The organism is Microbacterium sp. AC215 (assembly GCF_979258645.1).
In genome coordinates this window covers 243,966-262,875 of the sequence record NZ_OZ409869.1, presented here as the reverse complement: position 1 = coordinate 262,875, position 18,910 = coordinate 243,966, and the positions used below count along the sequence as shown (strand labels likewise).

Below are 18,910 nucleotides of genomic sequence, written 5' to 3'. Positions count from 1 at the left end.
GTCTCGGCGCATCGACCTAAGCTGTGAATATGACCGATCCCGCAGTCCGTTCCATCCCCTTCACAGACGCCGACGGCAACGAGAAGACACTCGATGATCTGGGTGCCGATGTCGTCCTCGTGGTGAACGTCGCCTCGAAGTGCGGCCTCACTCCGCAGTACGAGCAGCTCGAGGAGCTGCAGCGCCTGTACGGCGACCGCGGGTTTAGTGTCGTCGGGTTCCCCTGCAACCAGTTCTTCGGGCAGGAGCCGGGATCGGTCGATCAGATCCTCGAGTTCTGCTCGACCACGTACGGTGTGACCTTCCCGATCAACGACAAGGTGAAGGTCAACGGCAAGAACGCCACCGATCTCTACAAGACGCTCAAGGAGACCCCGGATGCCGGCGGCAAGGCGGGTCGCGTCGAGTGGAACTTCGAGAAGTTCCTGGTGCTTCCCGACGGAGAGGTCGTCCGCTTCCGCCCGAAGCAGAAGCCGAACGACCCCGAGATCGTCGGCGCGATCGAAGCCGCGCTGACCCGCTAGACCGCGGCGGTCTCGGCTTCGGCTTCCGGCTCGGTCTCACCGCGCTGGGCCCAGAGGTCACGCAGGACGTTCTCGAACGCTGCGGGCGGCTGCGCTCCGCTGATGCCGTACTGACCGTCGATCACGAAGAACGGCACGCCCTGGATCCCATAGGCCTGGGCCTGCGCCTGGTCCTGGCGGACGTCGGCGAGGTGACGAGCGGACACCAGCGCTTCTCTCGTGTCGTCCGGGTTCAGTCCGACCTCGACCGCGAGTTCGACCAGGTCGTCGATACGGCCGACGTGCTTGCCCTCGGTGAAGTACGCGGACATGAGCCGCTCCTCCATCGCGTGCTGCACACCCTGCGCCTTCGCGAAGTGAAGGAGCTCGTGCGCCTTCACGGTGTTGGTGTGCTGAAGGAGGTCGAAGCGGTACGCGAGCCCGGCGTTCTCGGCAACTCCGGTGACGTGCGACAGCATCTGCTCGACCTGGTCGCGCGGCATCCCCTTGTGACCGGCGAGGAAGTCGATCTCATCCCCGTCGAAGTCGACCGGGGTGTCGGGCGAGAGCTCGAACGAATGGAAGGTGATGTTCACCTGCGGCGCGTCGTCGTCGCCGGAGACGGCTTCGAGACCCTTCTCGAGGTTGCGCTTGCCGATGTAGCACCACGGGCAGGCGATGTCGGACCAGATGTCGATCGAGATGGCTTCACTCACATTGACATCCAACCGTATGCACCTATGGGCTATTCCGTCGTTAGGATTCTCAGATGCTCTCCGCCGACGATCCGCTGCCGCTTCGGCCGGAGAGAGTGCTGATCGCCGGTGTCACAGGATCGGGCAAGACGACGCTCGCACGACGCATCGCCGACCTCTGGGATCTGCGTCACGTCGAGATCGACGGACTCTTCCACGGTGAGAACTGGACTCCACGGCCGTCCTTCCTCGACGACGTCCGCGCCTTCGCTGCGGAGGACCGCTGGGTCACCGAGTGGCAGTACACGAGCAAGGGAACCGATGAGATCCTCGCTCCTCGTGCGAAGGTCGTGATCTGGCTGGACTACCCGTATCGCGTGGTCCGGGCACGTCTGCTGCGGCGCACGCTCGGGCGCAGCATCCTGCGCACCCGCATGTGGAACGGCAACGTCGAGAAGCCGATCTGGCGGATGTTCTCGGGAGATCCCGAGGAGAACATCATCGCCTGGCAGACGCTAACGCTGCACAAGTGGACCGAGCGGATGCCCGGCGTCGTGAGCGAGCAGCCCCATCTTCTCATCGTCCGGCTGCGCCACCCGCGAGAGACGGAACGATGGCTGCGGGCTCAGGCGGAAGCGTCAGGGGTGTCGATCGCCCCGCCGAAACGACGATCGCGGGACAGGTAGACCCCGATCGCGCGCCAGAGCTCCTCGCGAGAGAAATCGGGCCAGAGCGTGTCGAGGAACACCATCTCGGCATAAGCCGCCTGCCAGAGCAGGAAGTTCGAGGTGCGCTGCTCGCCGGAGCTGCGCAGGAACAGGTCGACGTCGGGCATGTCCGGCACGTAGAGGTTGCGACGGATCATCTTCTCGGTGATCGCGTTCGGTTTCACCCGTCCCGCCGCGACATCGGCGGCGATCGCGCGCATCGCGTCGACCAACTCGATACGCCCGCCGTAGTTCACGCACATGGTGAGGGTGAGCACGTCATTGTTCTTCGTGAGCTGCTCCGCGTACTGCAGCTCTTTGATCACGCTGCCCCACAGCCGGGGCTTGCGTCCAGCCCATCGCACGCGCACGCCCCACTCGTTGAGCTGATCACGTCGACGGTGCAGCACGTCGCGGTTGTACCCCATGAGAAAGCGCACCTCCTCGGGAGACCGGGCCCAGTTCTCAGTCGAGAACGCATAGACGGAGAGATGCTTGACCCCTGCCTGGATCGCACCGGCGACGACGTCGAGGAGCACCTCCTCCCCCGCCTTGTGCCCCTCGACGCGGTTCAGTCCGCGGCGGTTCGCCCAGCGGCCGTTGCCGTCCATGACGATGGCGACGTGCTCGGGCACCGCTCGGAACGCCGGCGGGTGGACGCCCGTCCAGTCAAGCGGACGATAGGCGACGGCATCCTTGTGGGTGTAGGGCTTGGGGCTCACCGTGCTCCTTCTCGAGGGGTGTCGGCCACGAGGTGGGCCAGCGAGCGGATGCCGCGCTCCAGGTGCCACTGCGCATAGGCAGCGACGAGGCCTGATGCCGCGGCGTTGTCCGCGTGAGGCGCGGCATCGATCGCCTCCCACTCTCCGGTCATGAGGGATCGCAGCAGCGACAGGGTCTTCTCTGCCACCTTCGGACTTCCGGCCGGCGCGCAGTTCACGCATACGGCGCCTCCGAGCTGACCGACGAAGTGCGCGTGCGGGCCGGGGGCGGCGCATCGTGCGCAGTCGCCGAGAGACGGCGCCCATCCCGACAGCGCCATCACGCGCAGAAGGTAGGAGTCGAGGATGCTCCTGGGGGAATGCTCGCCCCGCGAGAGCGCACGCAGCCCGCCCACCAGCAGCAGGTACTGCTCGGGCGTCGCCTCGGAGTCGCTCAGCCGATCGGCGGTCTCGACCATCGCGTTCGCCGATGTGAACCGGTCGTAGTGGGCCGCGATGTCGGAACCGTAGGAGCCGAGCGACTCCGCCTGCTGCACGATGTCGAGCGAACGTCCCTGGTACAGCTGCACGTCGGCCACCATGAACGGCTCGAGGCGCGACCCGAACTTCGACGACGTGCGCCGGACGCCCTTGGCCACCGCGCGGATCTTGCCGTGCTGACGCGACAGCATGGTGACGATGCGATCCGCCTCACCCAGCTTGTGGGTGCGCAGGATCACTGCTTCGTCTCGGTAGGTGGGCACCGTTCGATTATCCTCCGTGCGGGAGAATAGAGGCGTGACCGAACCGCTCTTCACCATTCCGCTCTGGGCGGACCTCCTCGGCGTCGGCCTCGGCGGCGTTCAGGGCGCGATGTTCGCGTCGGGGTTCCAGGGGCAGCGACGACTCGACTGGCTCGGCGTCGCGATCATCGGCATCATGATCGGCATGGGCGGCGGTCTCATCCGCGACATCCTGCTCGGTCAGACGCCGGCCACGCTGCAGAGCAACTGGTACTTGCTCACGGCCACCGGCGCCTCGCTGCTCGGGATGCTGCTCGCGGGACTCTTCAACCGTCTCAACACCGTCATCGTGGTGCTCGACGCCGTGGTCATCGGCATGTTCGGCGCGTTCGGCACGAGCAAGGCGATCGCCTTCGGCATCCCTCCCGTTCCCGCGGTGTTCATCGGCGTCTGCGCAGCGGTCGGCGGCGGCGTGCTGCGCGACATGCTGATGGGCCTGCCGACCTCGATCATGCATGTCGGCTCGCTCTACGCCGTCGCCGCCGGTGCCGGCTGCGTCTTCATCGCCACCGCGAACGGACTCGGGATGTCGATCACGCTCGCCGCCGTGCTCGGCATCGTCGTCACCGCGGTGATCCGAGTGCTCGCCGTGAGCTTCGACGTCTCGCTTCCGGAGCAACGTCGCCTGTATCGCCGCAAGGTCGCCGCAGAGACCGGAGTGATCCAGGTCGTCAAGCCGAGCCCTGAGTGACCGATCCTCGGCACGGGGCAGACGTAACGCCCCCGCGGTCGATGACCGCGGGGGCGTTCTCGTCGACCGTCAGACCGCTGCCAGCTCCAGCTGGCGCGTGCGGATCGAGCGGTTGACGCCCGAGACGATCGCCTTGAGGGATGCCGTCGAGATGTCTCCGTCGATGCCGACGCCCCACAGGCGCTGATCGCCGACCTGCAGCTCGACGTACGCCGCAGCCTGCGCGTCGCCACCTGCACTGAGTGCGTGCTCGACGTAGTCGTAGAGAGTGATGTCGAAGCCCTGACCGCGCAGCACCTCGATGAACGCGGCGATCGGTCCGTTGCCGTTACCGGCGACGGACACCTGCTGATCGTCGTCGCGCAGTGTCACGTCGAGCACCACGTCACCCGACATGTCGCTGCGGGTCTGCGTCGAGAGCAGCTCGAACCGCCCCCACTTGGCCTCGGTGTCAGTGGCGGGCAGGTACTCGTCGTTGAAGATCGACCAGATCTGCTCGCTCGTGACCTCGCCGCCCTCGGCGTCGGTCTTGTTCTGGACGACGCCCGAGAACTCGATCTGCAGCTTGCGCGGCAGGTCGATCGCGTGGTCCGCCTTGAGCAGATAGGCGACGCCGCCCTTGCCGGACTGCGAGTTCACACGGATCACGGCCTCATAGGAGCGTCCGAGATCCTTCGGGTCGACCGGCAGGTAGGGGACGGCCCATTCGATGTCGTCGACCGTGACGCCTTCAGCCTCGGCACGGGCAGCCATCGCCTCGAAGCCCTTCTTGATCGCATCCTGGTGCGACCCGCTGAACGCGGTGAAGACCAGGTCGCCCGCCCACGGCGACCGCTCGGGCACCGGCAGCTGGTTGCAGTACTCGACGGTGCGCTTGACCTGGTCGATGTCGCTGAAGTCGATCTGCGGATCGATGCCCTGCGTGAAGAGGTTGATGCCCAGCGCCACGATGTCGACGTTTCCGGTGCGCTCGCCGTTGCCGAACAGGCAGCCCTCGATGCGGTCGGCCCCGGCCATGTAGCCCAGCTCGGCCGCCGCGATCGCCGTGCCACGGTCGTTGTGCGGGTGCAGCGACAGGATCACGTTCTCGCGGTGCGCCAGGTTGCGGCTCATCCACTCGATCGAGTCGGCGTAGACGTTCGGCGAGGCCATCTCGACGGTCGCCGGCAGGTTGACGATGACCTTGCGGTCGGGGGTGGGCTCGAAGACCTCGATCACCTGGTTGCAGACGTCGACGGCGAACTCGAGCTCGGTTCCCGTGTAGCTCTCGGGCGAGTACTCGTAGTAGACCTTCGTGTCGGGGATGGTCTTCTCGTACTGACGGCAGAGCCGAGCACCCTCGAGCGCGATGTCGATGATGCCCTGCTTGTCAGTGCGGAAGACGACCTCGCGCTGCAGCACGCTGGTCGAGTTGTAGAGGTGCACGATCGCCTGCTTGGCCCCGGAGATCGACTCGTAGGTGCGGGCGATCAGATGCTCGCGCGCCTGGGTCAGCACCTGGATGGTGACGTCATCCGGGATCAGGTTCTCTTCGATGAGCTGACGGACGAAGTCGAAATCGGTCTGGCTCGCCGAGGGGAATCCGACCTCGATCTCCTTGTACCCCATGCTGACGAGGAGTTCGAACATGACGCGCTTGCGCTCGGGCGACATCGGGTCGATGAGCGCCTGATTGCCGTCGCGGAGGTCGACTGCGCACCAACGGGGCGCCTCGGTGATGCGGGCGTCCGGCCAGGTGCGGTCGGGCAGGTTGACCGTGATCTGCTCGTGGTACGGCCGATACTTGTGGATCGGCATCGCAGACGGGCGCTGAGTGTTCTGCATGATGGGGCTTCTTCTCTTCGTCAGAATTGTGAACGGGCCAACACAAGCGCCGCGACGAGGAAGGCCCTAGCTTTAGGACTCGTCGCGGCAGCTAAGAAGAAGCAGACCGCCGAAAGGCATGCGGCCATGGTAGCAGGGATGCCGATCCGCTCCGAGCCGCCATGAGACGATCACCCGTCACGAGACACTGTCAGGCATGAGCACATCGCACAGCCGCCTGCTTCTCGCCGCCGTCGCCGTCATCGGGATGTGCGGCCTCGCCGCCTGCTCGTCCGGTTCCGGCGGTGCATCCGCGCCGACGAGTTCGGCCTCACCGACCTGGGAGGCCGCGAGTGTCCCACCGCCGGAAGGACGGGTGATCGGCACCGGCACGGTGCTCGATGTGGGTGGTGAGCCTCGGCTCTGCCTCGGAATCGTCGCCGAGTCGTATCCACCGCAGTGCTCGGGCCTTCCCCTCGACGGCTGGACCTGGGACGGGGTAGACGGGAGCGAATCCAGCGGCGGCACCACGTGGGGAACCTACGCGGTGTACGGAACCTTCGACGGCGAGCGATACGCGGTCACCGATCCTCCGACCATGCTCGCCCTGTACGACCCTGTCCGACCGGAGGATCCCACGGGCGGTGTCCCAGGCGCGAGCTCCGAGGCTGAGCTGGCGCAGGTGTCCGACGAGCTGTCGAAAGCCGTGGGACGCGATGCGCTCACCCTGTGGACCGAACGCGGCTATGTCTGGATGCAGGTCGTGTGGGACGACGGGTCGGTGCAGAACGCGATGGATGCGGCGTACGGAGATGGGGTCGTGGTCGTGACCTCGGCGCTGCGCGAGATCGATTAGGACGACGGGATCAGAGCGAGCTTTCCGCCGGGGTGCCCTTCGGCGAGCAGAGCGAGTGCCGCCGGAGCCTCCTCCAGGGCGAACGTCCGCGCCACGGGAACGATCAGATCTCCGTTCTGAGCGAGAGCGATCAGTTCCCCGCGCACCTCGTCCCGGAATCGGGCGCTGACGGGCATCGAACCGGCGATCACCCGGATGCCGTCGGAGGCGGCCCTGCCCATCGCTGCGATCGTGACGATGCGCTGGCGGTCTGCGACCAGCTCGAGGGACACGTCCACGGCCTCGTCCGTGCCCACCGCGTCGAGGGCTGCCGAGACGCCCGCCTCGCCCGCGGCCCCTCGGACCCGATCCGCCAGGCCGGCCCCGTATCGCACGGGGACTCCCCCGAGACGACGGACGACGTCGAACCGCTCGGCGCTCGCGGTGCCGATCACTCGGATCCCCCGCAGCGCGGCCTGCTGCAGCACGCTCACTCCCACCGCTCCCGACGCGCCGTGCAGGAGGATCGTCTCCCCCGGTGCCGCGCCGGTCACCCAGAGCATCTCAGCGGCCGTGGTGCCGGCGAGCAGCAGATTCGCGGCTTCCGCGTGCGTGAGTGTGGTCGGCTTCGCGAAGGCCTTCTCGGCAGGCACGGTCAGCTCGGTCGCGTATCCCCCGCGCACGCGGAAGGCGACGACCTCGTCCCCTTCTTTCGCCTCCCCCGAGCCGATCCGCGTGTCGGGTCCGATCGCGCTGATCGTGCCCGAGACCTCGTAGCCGATCGGCACAGGCAGCTGCACGCCCTGGTGAGCAGACGCGACGTGCTTGGCGTCCGCGGGATTCACCCCGGCGGCCTCCACGCGGATCGTCACCTCACCGCGGCCGGGAGACGGCACCTCGTAGTCGACGAACTCCCATGTCTCAGGCGCGCCCCACGACGATGCGATCCAGTGCTGTGCGAGTGTCATATCGCGACCCTACCCCTGCGGGAGAGTCCTGCGGCCGTGCCGCTGGAGCACCGGATCCTCACCGCCTCTCGTGTCGAGGGTCAGAAGCCGAGGCGGCCGAGCTGCTTCGGGTCGCGCTGCCATTCCTTCGCGACCTTCACATGGAGGCCCAGGAACACCCTCGTGCCGAGAAGCTCTTCGATCCCGCCACGGGCCCGGCGTCCGACATCGGCCAGACGCTTGCCCTTGTGGCCGATGATGATCGCCTTCTGGCTGTCACGCTCCACAACGATGGATGCGTGCACATCGGTCAGGTCGGTTCCCTCACGCGGGGCGATGTCGTCGATCACGACCGCGATCGAGTGGGGAAGCTCGTCGCGGACCCCGTCGAGCGCGGCCTCGCGGATCATCTCGGCAATCCGGTCCTCCTCCGACTCGTCGGTCGTGACACCCTCGCCGTACAGAGCCGGCCCCTCGGGCATCAGTGCGAGCACCTCGTCGGCGAGCACCTCCAGCTGGTCGTTCGTGAGCGCGGAGATCGGGATCACCGCGTCCCAGTCCTCGCGCAGCGCGTCGACCTCCATCAGTCGCTCGGTGATCTGGTCGCGACTGGCCGCGTCCGTCTTCGTGACGATGGCGATCTTCTTGGCACGACGGTATCCGTCGAGAGACGTCGCGATGCGGCGGTCGCCGGGGCCGACCTTCTCGGTCGCCGGCACGCAGAAGCCGATCACGTCGACGTCGCCGAGCACCTGTTCGACGAGGTCGTTCAGGCGCTCGCCGAGGAGCGTACGGGGCTTGTGGATGCCGGGGGTGTCGACGATGACGAGCTGCCCCTGCGGACGGTTCACGATCCCGCGGATCGCCCGTCGCGTCGTCTGCGGCTTCTCACTGGTGATCGCGATCTTCTCGCCCACCAGCGCATTCGTGAGAGTGGACTTCCCGACGTTCGGTCGTCCCACGAAGGTCACGAACCCGCTCCGCGTCTGCTCAGTCATCGTTTCCGTCTCTCTCATCTGCGGCATGACCCGCGTCGTCTGCCGCTCGTTCCACGAAGACGGTCGCGATCCCGCGCCCTCGTCCTCGAGACGCGCCGCCGGTGAGGGTCAATCCCTCGACCGTCGCTGTGGATCCCGGTTGCGGGACCTGTCCGAGTGCCTTGCCCAGCAGACCGCCGATGGAATCGACGTCCTCGTCCTCGAGCTCGAGGCCGAACAGATCGCCGACGTCCTCCAGCGAGAGTCGGGAGCTCACGCGATAGCGTCCGTCGCCGAGTTCGACGACCTCTGCCGATACCTGATCGTACTCGTCGGAGATCTCGCCCACGAGTTCCTCGATGAGGTCCTCCAGGGTCACGAGCCCCGAGATGCCGCCGTGCTCGTCGATCACGAGGCACACGTGCACGGCATCCCGCTTCATCTGCTGCAGGAGGGTCTCGGCGCGCATGGACTCCGGCACGAAGGTCGCGGGTCGCGAGATCGGACGGATGGATGCGGTTCGCCAGGCGTTCTCGTCGCGGAAGGCGAACAGCACCAGGTCCTTCAGATAGAGCACTCCGACCACGTCATCGGCGTCGTCGTCGACCACAGGCATCCTCGAGACGCCCCGCTGCAGGAACAGCGTCATCGCCTCGCTCGTGGTCGCCGTCGCATCGACCGTCACCATCTCGGTGCGCGGCACCATCACCGCACGCACGAACTGGTCGGTGAAGTCGAACACGGAGTGGATGAGGTCGCGGTCGTCAGCCTCGATCAGATCGTTCGAGGCGGCCTCGTCGACCATGCTCAGCAGCTGCTCCTCGGACGTGAACGAGCTGCGTCCCCGCCCGGGGGTCACCCGGTTGCCGAGCACCACGAGTCCGTGAGCGAGTGGGCCCAGGATGATGCGCAGCCCGCGGACGATGCGTGCGTTGGCCCGGAGCATGCCCTCGGCGTGGTGCCGCCCGAAGGATCGAGGGCTCGCCCCCACCAGCACGAAGCTAATACCCGTCATGAGCAGCGCTGCGGCCAGCATCGCCCACCAGATGTTGTCGAACAGGATGCTGAACGCCACCGTGACGAGCACCGCGGCCGCCGTCTCGGCGAGCACGCGGATGAATGCGACGGCGTTGACGTGTGCGTCAGGGTCGGCGGCGATGCGCACCAGCTGGGGGCCGTTGCGCCCCTCCGCGCCCATCTCCTCGATGTCCGACCGGGACGTGACGCCGAAGGCGGCGTCGATCGCCGCCATCAGGCCGCCGAAGGCGACGAGCAGGACAGCGCCTGCGAGCAGGAGGGCCGCGGTCATCGTCGACGTTCAGCCGCGGCGAAGCCCTGGATGAGCTCCTTCTGCAGTCCGAACATCTCGCGCTCCTCGTCGGGCTCGGCGTGATCGAAGCCGAGGAGGTGCAGCAGACCGTGGGTGGTGAGCAGGATCAGCTCGTCCATCAGGGTGTGGCCGGCGGCCTGGGCCTGCGCCTCGGCGACCTGAGGACACAGCACGATGTCTCCCAGCAGCCCCGGGGCCGTGGGGCGATCCTCGGTGCCCGGGCGCAGCTCGTCCATCGGGAAGCTGAGCACGTCGGTCGGACCGGGCTCATCCATCCACTGCACGTGGAGGGCCTCCATGGCAGCCTCGTCGACGAGCACGATCGCGACCTCGGCGTCCGGGCTGACATGCATCTGCGCGAGGTTGAAGTCGGTCAGGCGCTGCAGCACGGTCTCGTCGACGTCGATGGCCGACTCGTTGTTGATCTCGATCATGGCTGTGCTCGTTTCATCAGGAGAGGCCTCGTTTCGGCATCCGGTCTCGGGGTCCTGGTCGCTGTGCGCCCCGCCGGTCGGCACGGTTGGCGAACTCCGCCGCCTGCTCGCGCTCGTAGCGCTGGGCGGTGCGCCGCTCGTCATACTCGCTGTAGGCGTCGACGATCCGTCCGACCAGCGAGTGACGCACCACGTCGTCGCTCGTGAGCCGCGCGAAATGGATGTCGTCGATGCCGTCGAGCACGCGGGTGACGAGCCGGAGTCCCGAGGATCCCTGCGGGAGATCGACCTGGGTGATGTCACCGGTGACGACCATCTTCGACCCGAAGCCGAGACGCGTGAGGAACATCTTCATCTGCTCGGGAGTCGTGTTCTGCGCTTCGTCGAGCACCACGAACGAGTCGTTGAGCGTGCGGCCGCGCATGTAGGCGAGAGGGGCGACCTCGATCGTGCCCGTCGCCATCAGACGAGGGACGATCTCGGGGTCCATCATCTCGTTCAGCGCGTCATAGAGCGGGCGGAGGTACGGGTCGATCTTGTCGGTGAGCGTGCCGGGCAGGAATCCGAGCCGCTCTCCGGCCTCGACCGCGGGGCGGGTGAGGATGATGCGGGTGACCTCTTTGCGCTGCAGGGCCTGGACGGCCTTGGCCATCGCGAGGTAGGTCTTTCCGGTACCGGCCGGGCCGATGCCGAAGACGATCGTGTTCTCCTCGATCGCGTCGACGTACTCCTTCTGCCCCAGCGTCTTGGGACGGATGACCTTGCCCCTGGTCGACAGGATCGCCTCTCCGAGCACCTCGCTCGGGCGAGGGCCGCCGTCGTTGCGCAGCAGGCGGGCCGAGCTCGTCACGTCGCTCGGGGCGAGGTCGTGGCCTGCCTTGGTCATGGTCATCAGCTCGTCGACCAGGGTCTTCGCCTTCGCGACTGCCTCCGGCGCGCCGGTGAGCGTGATCTCGTTGCCGCGCACGAGCACCTGGACGTCGCGGTGCTCCTTCTCGAGCATCCGGAGCAGTCGATCCTGCGGACCGAGGAGCTGCACCATGGCGACGCCGTCGGCGTAGATCTTCTCGACGGCGGTGTCGGATGCGGTCAGGTCGTTTTCGTCAGAAGCCAACGAGCTTGCTCTCCTCGATGTTGCCGAGCACATGGGCGTGCACGTGGAAGACGGACTGGGCGGCGCTGGCGCCGTTGTTGAAGATGAGGCGGTATTCGCCGTTCGCATGCTCGGAGGCGAGCTGCTTCGCAGCCGCGACGATCTCCGCGAGCAGACCGGGGTCGCCCTCGGCGAGCTCCGTGACGTCGCGGTAGTCCTCGGTCTTGGGGATCACGAGCGCGTGCAGCGGTGCCTGCGGGTCGATGTCCCGGATCGCGAACACGCGGCCGGTGTCGAGCAGGATCTCACCCGGGATGTCGCCGTTGAGGATGCGCGTGAAGATCGAGGGCTCGGACATGCTCCCAGTCTACTGACCGCAGCACTGCCGGGTCCGTAGCCTGATCACCAGCGGCTGAGTGCGACCGACAGCACGGCGATCGCAGCCGGGCCCGCCGTGGACGTGCGCAGCACGGTGTCTCCGAGCAGCACACGCTCGGCGCCGGCGTCCGACAGCTTCGAGAGCTCGTCGTCGGAGATACCACCCTCGGGCCCGACGACGAGGACGATGTCCCTGCCGTCCGGCTCGAGCTCGGACAACCGCGCGGGGGCGGTCGGGTCGAGAAGCAGCACCCGCTGAGATACGGCGCGTCTCGCGAGGTCGGCGGTCGACGCCGGAGGCGCCACCTCCGGGACCCACGCCCGGTGAGCCTGCTTCGCCGCCTCGCGGACGATCGTCGCCCACCGCTCGCGCCCCTTGACGGCCTTAGGACCATCCCATCGGGACACGCTTCGGCTCGCCTGCCACGGCACGATCTCATCGACGCCGAGCTCGCATGCCGCCTGCACGGCGAGCTCGTCGCGATCGCCCTTCGCGAGAGCCTGCACGAGCACGATGCGAGGGCTGGGCGCGGGGTCGACCGATCGCTCGGCCACGCGCACGTCGACGCGGGACGGAGACACCTCTTCGGCGACGCCGGTCAGCCACACCCCCGAGCCGTCGCCGACCGTCACCGCCTCGCCGACGCGGAGCCGTCGGACGACGGCGGCGTGCTTCGCCTCGGCGCCGGTGAGCGACACGAGGTCGCCGACCGCGGCATCCGAGGAGTTCTCGACGAGGAAGTGGAGTGCCATGAGCGCCGTCCGGATCAGTGCGAACGGAAGCGGTCGCGGAGCTTCGAGAACAGCCCCTGCTGGAACTGCGCCAGCTGCGGGCCCGGTGCCTTGGTCTTCTTCGCGAAGTCCTCGATGAGCGCGCGCTGCGCGGAGTCGAGCCGGGTCGGGGTGACCACCTGCACGCCGACGCGGAGGTCGCCGCGCTGGTTGCCCCGCAGCGGCGTGATGCCGCGGCCCTTGATCGTCAGCACGTCGCCGGACTGGACGCCCGAGCGGATCTCGAGATCGACCTCGCCGTCGAGACCCTGGATCGTGGTCTCGGTGCCGAGGATCGCATCCGGCATCGACACCTCCAGCGTCGCCAGCAGGTCGTCGCCGTCGCGGCTGAAAGACGGGTGCGGGTTCACGGTGACCTCGACGTACAGGTCGCCGTTCGGGCCACCCGCCTTGCCGACCTCGCCAGAGCCCGGCAGCTGCAGGCGCAGCCCGGTCTCGACGCCGGCGGGGATGTCGAGCGAGACGGTGCGACGCGAGCGCACCCGCCCCTGGCCGCCGCAGGTGCCGCACGGATACGGGATCGTCGTGCCGTAGCCCTCGCAGGTGCCGCAGGGCTGGGAGGTCACGACGTTGCCGAGCAGGCTCCGCACCTGACGCTGAACGTGGCCGGAGCCGCCGCAGATGTCACAGGTGACGGGCGACGTGCCCTCCTGGCAGCACGAGCCGTTGCACGTCTCGCACAGCACGGCCGTGTCGACCTCGATGTCGCGGTGCGCACCGAAGACGACGTCGCCGAGATCGAGGGTCACCCGGACGAGGGCGTCCTGTCCCCGTTCGCGGCGTGACCGCGGACGCGCGCCCCTGCCACCGCCTTGGCCCGCACCGAAGAAGGTCTCGAAGATGTCCCCGAAGCCGCCGAAGCCCTGGAAGTTGCCGGCGGCGCCGTCTCCGCCGCCCATGTCGTAGCGGCGACGGGAATCGTCGTCGCTCAGGACGTCGTATGCATGCGTGACGAGCTTGAACTGCTCGGCCGCGTCTTCACCCGGATTCACATCGGGGTGGAGCTGACGAGCGAGGCGTCGGTACGCCTTCTTGATCTCGTCGGTGGAGGCGTCACGAGAGACGCCGAGTACCTCGTAGTGGTCTGCCACAATGGCCCTTCTGCGTGTGCTGTTCTCTGGGCGGCCGCGTCAGCGGGCCGCCTCGTCTTCGTCGAGCATCCGAGACAGATAGCGGGCCACGGCCCGCGCCGCCGCGAGATTGCTCGGATAGTCCATGCGCGTCGGCCCCATCACGCCGACTCGCGCCGTGCCGCTGGGGGCGGCGTAGTTGCTGGCCACGATCGATGCCTCGCCGAGGCCGAAGGACGCGTTCTCGGTGCCGATGCTGGCGGCGAGACCGTGGGAGTCCGCCTCCATCTCGCTCATCAGCCGCAGCAGCGTCACCTGCTCCTCGATCGCCTCGAGCAGAGGGTGGATGCTGCCGCGGAAGTCCTGCTCGCGTCGAGCCAGAGTCGCTGCTCCGGCCATCACCAGGCGCTCCTGACGGAAGGCGCCGAGCTCGTCGATGACGATCGTCGCGAGAGCGCGCAGTACGACGTCATGACTGTGTGCGTCGTCCGCGAGAAGCGCCTGCAGCCGCTCAGCGGCGTCGCTCACCGCCCGGCCCGTGATCAGGGCGGAGAGACGAGCACGCAGCAGCGCCATGTCGGCGTCGTCGACGTCGACGGGCAGCGGGGCGATGCGCTGCGAGACGCCGCCCGCGTCGGTGACGAGCACGATGAGCAGACGATTCGGCGCCAGCGCCACGAGTTCGAGATGCGTGAGATGCGCGCGCGCGAATGACGGGTACTGCGCCAGCGCGACCTGCCCCGTGAGCTGCGTGAGCACTCGGACCGTGCGCACCATCAGGTCGTCGAGGTCGGAGGGAGCGGTGAGGAAGGACTCGATGGCCGTGCGCTGCGCGACCGACAGCGGCCGCAGCTGGGCGAGATGATCCACGAACACGCGGTAGCCCTTGTCGGTGGGAACGCGACCGGAGGAGGTGTGCGGGGCGGCGATCAGCTCTTCGTCTTCGAGCAGTGCCATGTCGTTGCGGATCGTCGCCGCGGACACGCCGAAGGAGTAGCGGTCGACGATCGATCGGCTGCCGACGGGTTCATGGGTCTCGACGTAGTCCTGCACGATCGCGCGGAGAACCTGGAGGCCTCTTTCGCTGACCATCGCAACTCCCTCCCTCTTGGCACTCACTGGCTACGAGTGCCAATTCTACCCGCCGACGCCGACCACGTGCTGATCCGGCACGATGTCCTGACTCAGCGGTCGCCGATCAGTCGGTGAGCTCACGCACGACGGCATCGGCGAGCAGGCGCCCCCGCAGTGTGAGCTGCACGCGTCCGCGAACGGCAGCGGCCGGGTCGACGAGCCCATCCGCGATCAGACCCGCGACGCGTGTCCTCTTGTCCGCGGCGAGGTCGCTGACGGCGATGCCCTCGCGGATGCGACTCAGCAGCAGGATGCGCTCGAGCGTCGTCGACTGCTCGTCCGGCCGCTCCGTGCCGGCGGCGGGAGACTCCGCTGCGGCGAGCCGCTGTGCATACGCGGCCGGATGCTTGACGTTCCACCACCGCAGGCCGGCGACGTGACTGTGCGCGCCGGGACCGAATCCCCACCAGTCGCTCCCCCGCCAGTAGGCGAGATTGTGCCGCGAACGCTGCTCGGGCGAGCGAGACCAGTTGCTGATCTCGTACCAGTCGAAGCCCGCCGCTGCGAGACGCGCATCGGCGAGCTCGTACATGTCGGCCTGCAGGTCGTCGTCCGGCGCCGGCACCTCGCCTCGGCGGATCTGTCGCGCGAGCTTCGTGCCGTCCTCGATGATCAGCGCGTACGCCGAGATGTGGTCCGACTCGAGTGCGAGCGCCGCATCGAGCGACGCCTCCCAATCACCGAGCGACTCACCAGGGGCGCCGTAGATGAGGTCCACGCTCACGGCGAGGCCTGCGTCCTTCGCCGCGGCGACCGCTGTCGTCACATTCTCGGGGCGATGGGTGCGGTCGAGAGCGGCGAGCACATGCGGCACTGCCGACTGCATGCCGATCGACAGTCGCGTGACGCCGGCATCCGCGAGGGTCCGCGCGACCTCGGGTGTCACCGTGTCGGGGTTCGCCTCGACCGTGACCTCGGCGCCGTCGACGAGGCCGAACGCGTCGGTCGCCGCACCGAGCATCCGGGCGAGATCTCCCGCGGGCAGAAGAGTCGGCGTGCCGCCGCCGAAGAACACGGTGTCCATCGGGCGCAGCGCGCCCGCATCCGCGAGAACGCGCCTCGCCAGGGCGATCTCGGTGATGAGCGTCGAGGCGTAGTCCTCCTGCTTCGCGCCGCGGAGCTCTCCCGAGGTGTAGGTGTTGAAGTCGCAGTAGCCGCACCGCACCCGGCAGAAGGGGACGTGCAGGTATGCGGAGAAGGGCACGGAGGAATCGATCGGCAGATCGGAGGGCAGATGTCCGTCTGCCGGTGCCGGATCGCCGAGTGGGAGCGGACCGGCCATCAGAGAGGTGCGACCATCAGACCGGAGTCGCGTACAGCGGCGAGATCGCTCGCAGATAGCGTGCGAACAACTCGCGGCGACGGCGCTTCACCAGCGGCGGGACGACGCGGTAGAGAAGGGAGTTCGGCGCGTCGAAGGCACGGACGGAGAACCACACCTCGTCGTTGTCCTCGCGCCAGTCGATGTCGAAGGACTCCTCACCGCGCACCACCGAGCCTCCGACCGTGCCCAGCACGAATCCGATCCGGCGCTTCTCCTCGGTCACGGAGATCACGCGCAGCTCGGCATCCGCCCGCATGCCGGCAACCCGCCCATGCAGGCGCAACGTCATGCCCGGGCCGGCGAACGGGGTGCCTTCCGCATCGAAGCGCTGTTCGACGTCGTTCTTGCTCGGTGCGATCGGCGTGCCCTCGGCGTCGAAGCTGACACCGGCGTAGGCGGGACCGGGCGCGGGACGCACATCCTCGATGCTGAGGCCCGCCGCGCGCTGCGCGGTCCAGGTCAGCAGAGCTTCGCCCGCGGACTGGAAGCGGTCATGACCGCTGCCGATCCGCCAGGAGTTCTCCGCCGGGATGCTGCGCTCCGGCGGGTACTGCATCAGATCGGGCGCGTGGGTCGCACCCACGGCCGCATAGTCAACCGTGTCGTCTCGGAAAGTCCCGCGCCGCATGCGTTCCAGCCTACTTCCCGTTCCCTGGACGATCACCCTCCACGCCGGGAACAGCCCGGCCCGAAGGTCCTACTTCTTGTCCTTGCCCTCGACGTCGCCGGAGAGCGCTGCGATGAACGCCTCCTGCGGCACCTCGACACGACCGACCATCTTCATGCGCTTCTTGCCCTCTTTCTGCTTCTCGAGGAGCTTGCGCTTGCGGCTGATGTCACCGCCGTAGCATTTGGCGAGCACATCCTTGCGCAGCGCCCTGATCGTCTCGCGGGCGATGATCCTGGCGCCGATGGCGGCCTGGATCGGCACCTCGAAGTTCTGGCGAGGGATCAGCTTGCGCAGTCGCTCCGTCATCAGCGTGCCGTAGGCGTAGGCCTTGTCGCGGTGCACGATCGAGCTGAACGCGTCGACCTTGTCACCCTGCAGCAGGATGTCGACCTTGACCAGGTCCGCCTCCTGCTGTCCGGCGGGTTCGTAGTCGAGCGAGGCATAGCCCTGGGTCTTGGACTTGAGCTGGTCGAAGAAGTCGAACACGATCTCGCCGAGCGGCATCATGTAGCGGAGCTCCACGCGCTCCTCGGAGAAGTACTCCATGCCCAGCAGTGCTCCGCGACGCGACTGGCAGAGCTCCATGACCGTGCCCACGTAGTCCTTGGGCAGCAGGATCGCGGTCTTCACCATCGGCTCCGACACCGAGCCGATGCGACCGTCGGGGTACTCGCTCGGGTTCGTCACCGTCACGGTCTCGCCCGTGTCGCTCGTGAGCACCTCGTAGATCACGCTGGGTGCGGTGGTGATGAGGTCGAGGCCGAATTCTCGCTCGAGACGCTCGGTGATGATCTCGAGATGCAGGAGTCCCAGGAACCCGCAGCGGAAGCCGAAACCGAGGGCGACGGAGGTCTCAGGCTCGTACTGCAGCGAGGCGTCGGAGAGCTTGAGCTTGTCGAGCGCCTCCCGGAGCTCCGCGTAGTCGCTGCCGTCGATCGGGTAGATCCCCGAGAAGACCATCGGCTTCGGGTCGGTGTAGCCCGGCAGAGCCTGGGTCGAGGGCCTGCGTGCCGTCGTGATCGTGTCACCGACCTTCGACAGACGGACGTCCTTCACACCGGTGATGAGGTAGCCGACCTCGCCGACGCCGAGCCCCTTGGACGGCACCGGTTCGGGGCTCGACACGCCGACCTCGAGCGCTTCGTGGTTGGCACCCGTCGACATCATCTGAATGCGCTCGCGGGGCGACAGGCTGCCGTCCACCATGCGGACGTAGGTGACGACCCCGCGGTAGGCGTCGTAGACGGAGTCGAAGATCATGGCGCGGGCCGGAGCATCGGCGTCTCCGACGGGTGCGGGGATCTCCTTGACCAGTCGGTCGAGCAGCTCCTCGACGCCGACACCGGTCTTGCCCGAGACACGGAGCACGTCCTCGGGCTTGCCGCCGATGAGCGATGCCAGCTCCTTGGCGTACTTGTCGGGGTCGGCCGCCGGCAGGTCGATCTTGTTCAGCACCGGGATGATGTGCAGGTCGTTCTCGAGCGCGAGGTAGAGGTTCGCCAGAGTCTGGGCCTCGATGCCCTGAGCGGCATCGACGAGCAGGATCGCGCCCTCGCAGGCGGCGAGAGACCGGGACACCTCGTAGGTGAAGTCGACGTGCCCCGGGGTGTCGATCATGTTGAGCGCGAAGGTCTCGCCGTCGATCTCCCACGGCATCCGCACGGCCTGGCTCTTGATGGTGATGCCGCGCTCACGCTCGATGTCCATGCGGTCGAGGTACTGCGCGCGCATGTCGCGATCCGAGACCACGCCGGTGATCTGGAGCATGCGGTCGGCGAGGGTCGACTTGCCGTGGTCGATGTGCGCGATGATGCAGAAGTTGCGGATCTGCGCCGAAGGCGTCGCGGCAGGCTGAAGCGGAGTGAGAGCGCGTGGTGACATGTCCTGACGATTCTACGGTGAGGTGAGGCTTATGCCCGCTTCGTGCGATCCGGTGATATTCTGCCGAGGTTGCCCGGGAGCCATCCGTGACACCGGATCCCGTGAGCGATAAGACTCCGTCACAGACCAAGTGCAGGCGTCG

General features: G+C 67.5%; 20 protein-coding genes. 4 read left to right on the top strand and 16 right to left on the bottom strand.

What is annotated here, in order from left to right; translation table 11 throughout:
- Positions 1-29: 29 nt before the first annotated feature.
- Positions 30-524: a glutathione peroxidase gene (locus tag ACZZZF_RS01390; RefSeq protein ID WP_053096494.1), complete on the top strand. Its 495-nt coding sequence runs from the start codon at positions 30-32 to the stop codon at positions 522-524.
- Here ACZZZF_RS01390 and ACZZZF_RS01385 read toward each other — a convergent pair.
- A complete protein-coding gene (locus ACZZZF_RS01385; RefSeq protein WP_431738255.1) occupies positions 521-1,219 on the bottom strand; it encodes a DsbA family oxidoreductase in 699 nt (232 codons plus the stop codon). The genes ACZZZF_RS01390 and ACZZZF_RS01385 overlap by 4 nt on opposite strands.
- Positions 1,220-1,272: 53 nt before the next feature.
- Between ACZZZF_RS01385 and ACZZZF_RS01380 the strand changes: the two genes are divergently transcribed.
- The gene (locus tag ACZZZF_RS01380) at positions 1,273-1,884 is read left to right on the top strand and encodes a P-loop NTPase family protein (protein WP_053096498.1); all 612 of its coding nucleotides are present in this window, start codon (positions 1,273-1,275) and stop codon (positions 1,882-1,884) included.
- Here ACZZZF_RS01380 and ACZZZF_RS01375 read toward each other — a convergent pair.
- Positions 1,824-2,627: an isoprenyl transferase gene (locus ACZZZF_RS01375; protein ID WP_053096500.1), complete on the bottom strand. Its 804-nt coding sequence runs from the start codon at positions 2,625-2,627 to the stop codon at positions 1,824-1,826. The genes ACZZZF_RS01380 and ACZZZF_RS01375 overlap by 61 nt on opposite strands.
- Positions 2,624-3,370: a DNA repair protein RecO gene (recO, locus tag ACZZZF_RS01370; protein ID WP_463496756.1), complete on the bottom strand. Its 747-nt coding sequence runs from the start codon at positions 3,368-3,370 to the stop codon at positions 2,624-2,626. The genes ACZZZF_RS01375 and recO overlap by 4 nt, the downstream gene beginning before the upstream one ends.
- A gap of 34 nt (positions 3,371-3,404) precedes the next feature.
- Between recO and ACZZZF_RS01365 the strand changes: the two genes are divergently transcribed.
- Positions 3,405-4,100, top strand: a complete 696-nt coding sequence (locus tag ACZZZF_RS01365; RefSeq protein ID WP_053096504.1) for a trimeric intracellular cation channel family protein — start codon at positions 3,405-3,407, stop codon at positions 4,098-4,100.
- Positions 4,101-4,169: 69 nt separating this feature from the next.
- Here the strand turns inward: ACZZZF_RS01365 and leuA are convergent, their stop codons facing one another.
- A complete protein-coding gene (gene leuA / locus ACZZZF_RS01360) occupies positions 4,170-5,924 on the bottom strand; it encodes a 2-isopropylmalate synthase (protein ID WP_053096506.1) in 1,755 nt (584 codons plus the stop codon).
- Between the two features lie 196 nt (positions 5,925-6,120).
- On the opposite strand from leuA, the gene ACZZZF_RS01355 reads away from it, so the two are divergent.
- Positions 6,121-6,759: a hypothetical protein gene (locus ACZZZF_RS01355; protein WP_463496754.1), complete on the top strand. Its 639-nt coding sequence runs from the start codon at positions 6,121-6,123 to the stop codon at positions 6,757-6,759.
- Here ACZZZF_RS01355 and ACZZZF_RS01350 read toward each other — a convergent pair.
- The 12 genes from ACZZZF_RS01350 to lepA form a co-directional block, all read right to left on the bottom strand.
- Positions 6,756-7,706, bottom strand: coding sequence for a quinone oxidoreductase family protein (locus tag ACZZZF_RS01350; protein ID WP_053096509.1), 951 nt, complete (start codon positions 7,704-7,706; stop codon positions 6,756-6,758). The genes ACZZZF_RS01355 and ACZZZF_RS01350 overlap by 4 nt on opposite strands.
- An 80-nt stretch (positions 7,707-7,786) precedes the next feature.
- Complete coding sequence (gene era / locus ACZZZF_RS01345; RefSeq protein WP_463496752.1) at positions 7,787-8,683, bottom strand: GTPase Era; 897 nt, start codon at positions 8,681-8,683, stop codon at positions 7,787-7,789.
- Complete coding sequence (locus ACZZZF_RS01340; RefSeq protein ID WP_053096513.1) at positions 8,676-9,971, bottom strand: hemolysin family protein; 1,296 nt, start codon at positions 9,969-9,971, stop codon at positions 8,676-8,678. Before ACZZZF_RS01340 ends, era begins: the two co-directional genes overlap by 8 nt.
- The gene (gene ybeY / locus ACZZZF_RS01335; protein ID WP_053096515.1) at positions 9,968-10,426 is read right to left on the bottom strand and encodes an rRNA maturation RNase YbeY; all 459 of its coding nucleotides are present in this window, start codon (positions 10,424-10,426) and stop codon (positions 9,968-9,970) included. Before ybeY ends, ACZZZF_RS01340 begins: the two co-directional genes overlap by 4 nt.
- A gap of 16 nt (positions 10,427-10,442) precedes the next feature.
- Positions 10,443-11,468, bottom strand: coding sequence for a PhoH family protein (locus tag ACZZZF_RS01330; RefSeq protein WP_230100781.1), 1,026 nt, complete (start codon positions 11,466-11,468; stop codon positions 10,443-10,445).
- Positions 11,469-11,529: 61 nt separating this feature from the next.
- Complete coding sequence (locus ACZZZF_RS01325) at positions 11,530-11,877, bottom strand: HIT domain-containing protein (protein ID WP_463496750.1); 348 nt, start codon at positions 11,875-11,877, stop codon at positions 11,530-11,532.
- A 44-nt stretch (positions 11,878-11,921) separates the two neighbouring features.
- The gene (locus ACZZZF_RS01320; RefSeq protein WP_463496748.1) at positions 11,922-12,650 is read right to left on the bottom strand and encodes a 16S rRNA (uracil(1498)-N(3))-methyltransferase; all 729 of its coding nucleotides are present in this window, start codon (positions 12,648-12,650) and stop codon (positions 11,922-11,924) included.
- A gap of 14 nt (positions 12,651-12,664) precedes the next feature.
- Positions 12,665-13,780, bottom strand: coding sequence for a molecular chaperone DnaJ (dnaJ, locus tag ACZZZF_RS01315; protein ID WP_053096522.1), 1,116 nt, complete (start codon positions 13,778-13,780; stop codon positions 12,665-12,667).
- Positions 13,781-13,819: 39 nt separating this feature from the next.
- Positions 13,820-14,851: a heat-inducible transcriptional repressor HrcA gene (gene hrcA, locus ACZZZF_RS01310; RefSeq protein WP_053096524.1), complete on the bottom strand. Its 1,032-nt coding sequence runs from the start codon at positions 14,849-14,851 to the stop codon at positions 13,820-13,822.
- 106 nt (positions 14,852-14,957) lie between these two features.
- Positions 14,958-16,175, bottom strand: a complete 1,218-nt coding sequence (gene hemW, locus ACZZZF_RS01305; protein WP_463496746.1) for a radical SAM family heme chaperone HemW — start codon at positions 16,173-16,175, stop codon at positions 14,958-14,960.
- 16 nt (positions 16,176-16,191) lie between these two features.
- Positions 16,192-16,845, bottom strand: coding sequence for a DUF1990 family protein (locus ACZZZF_RS01300; RefSeq protein WP_053096528.1), 654 nt, complete (start codon positions 16,843-16,845; stop codon positions 16,192-16,194).
- Between the two features lie 69 nt (positions 16,846-16,914).
- Positions 16,915-18,768 (bottom strand): translation elongation factor 4, encoded by a 1,854-nt coding sequence (gene lepA / locus ACZZZF_RS01295; RefSeq protein ID WP_053096530.1) that lies wholly within the window; start codon positions 18,766-18,768, stop codon positions 16,915-16,917.
- Positions 18,769-18,910: the final 142 nt, after the last annotated feature.

Bases quoted from the DNA above. Each gene is read 5' to 3' on its own strand.
- ACZZZF_RS01350 (WP_053096509.1), bottom strand. From the start codon at position 7,706: ATGACACTCGCACAGCACTGGATCGCATCGTCGTGGGGCGCGCCTGAG.
- ybeY (WP_053096515.1), bottom strand. From the start codon at position 10,426: ATGATCGAGATCAACAACGAGTCGGCCATCGACGTCGACGAGACCGTG.
- era (WP_463496752.1), bottom strand. From the start codon at position 8,683: ATGACTGAGCAGACGCGGAGCGGGTTCGTGACCTTCGTGGGACGACCG.
- ACZZZF_RS01300 (WP_053096528.1), bottom strand. From the start codon at position 16,845: ATGCGGCGCGGGACTTTCCGAGACGACACGGTTGACTATGCGGCCGTG.
- hrcA (WP_053096524.1), bottom strand. From the start codon at position 14,851: ATGGTCAGCGAAAGAGGCCTCCAGGTTCTCCGCGCGATCGTGCAGGAC.
- ACZZZF_RS01390 (WP_053096494.1), top strand. From the start codon at position 30: ATGACCGATCCCGCAGTCCGTTCCATCCCCTTCACAGACGCCGACGGC.
- ACZZZF_RS01380 (WP_053096498.1), top strand. From the start codon at position 1,273: ATGCTCTCCGCCGACGATCCGCTGCCGCTTCGGCCGGAGAGAGTGCTG.
- leuA (WP_053096506.1), bottom strand. From the start codon at position 5,924: ATGCAGAACACTCAGCGCCCGTCTGCGATGCCGATCCACAAGTATCGG.
- ACZZZF_RS01355 (WP_463496754.1), top strand. From the start codon at position 6,121: ATGAGCACATCGCACAGCCGCCTGCTTCTCGCCGCCGTCGCCGTCATC.
- hemW (WP_463496746.1), bottom strand. From the start codon at position 16,175: ATGGCCGGTCCGCTCCCACTCGGCGATCCGGCACCGGCAGACGGACAT.
- ACZZZF_RS01340 (WP_053096513.1), bottom strand. From the start codon at position 9,971: ATGACCGCGGCCCTCCTGCTCGCAGGCGCTGTCCTGCTCGTCGCCTTC.
- ACZZZF_RS01330 (WP_230100781.1), bottom strand. From the start codon at position 11,468: ATGGTGCAGCTCCTCGGTCCGCAGGATCGACTGCTCCGGATGCTCGAG.
- ACZZZF_RS01320 (WP_463496748.1), bottom strand. From the start codon at position 12,650: ATGGCACTCCACTTCCTCGTCGAGAACTCCTCGGATGCCGCGGTCGGC.
- lepA (WP_053096530.1), bottom strand. From the start codon at position 18,768: ATGTCACCACGCGCTCTCACTCCGCTTCAGCCTGCCGCGACGCCTTCG.
- ACZZZF_RS01325 (WP_463496750.1), bottom strand. From the start codon at position 11,877: ATGTCCGAGCCCTCGATCTTCACGCGCATCCTCAACGGCGACATCCCG.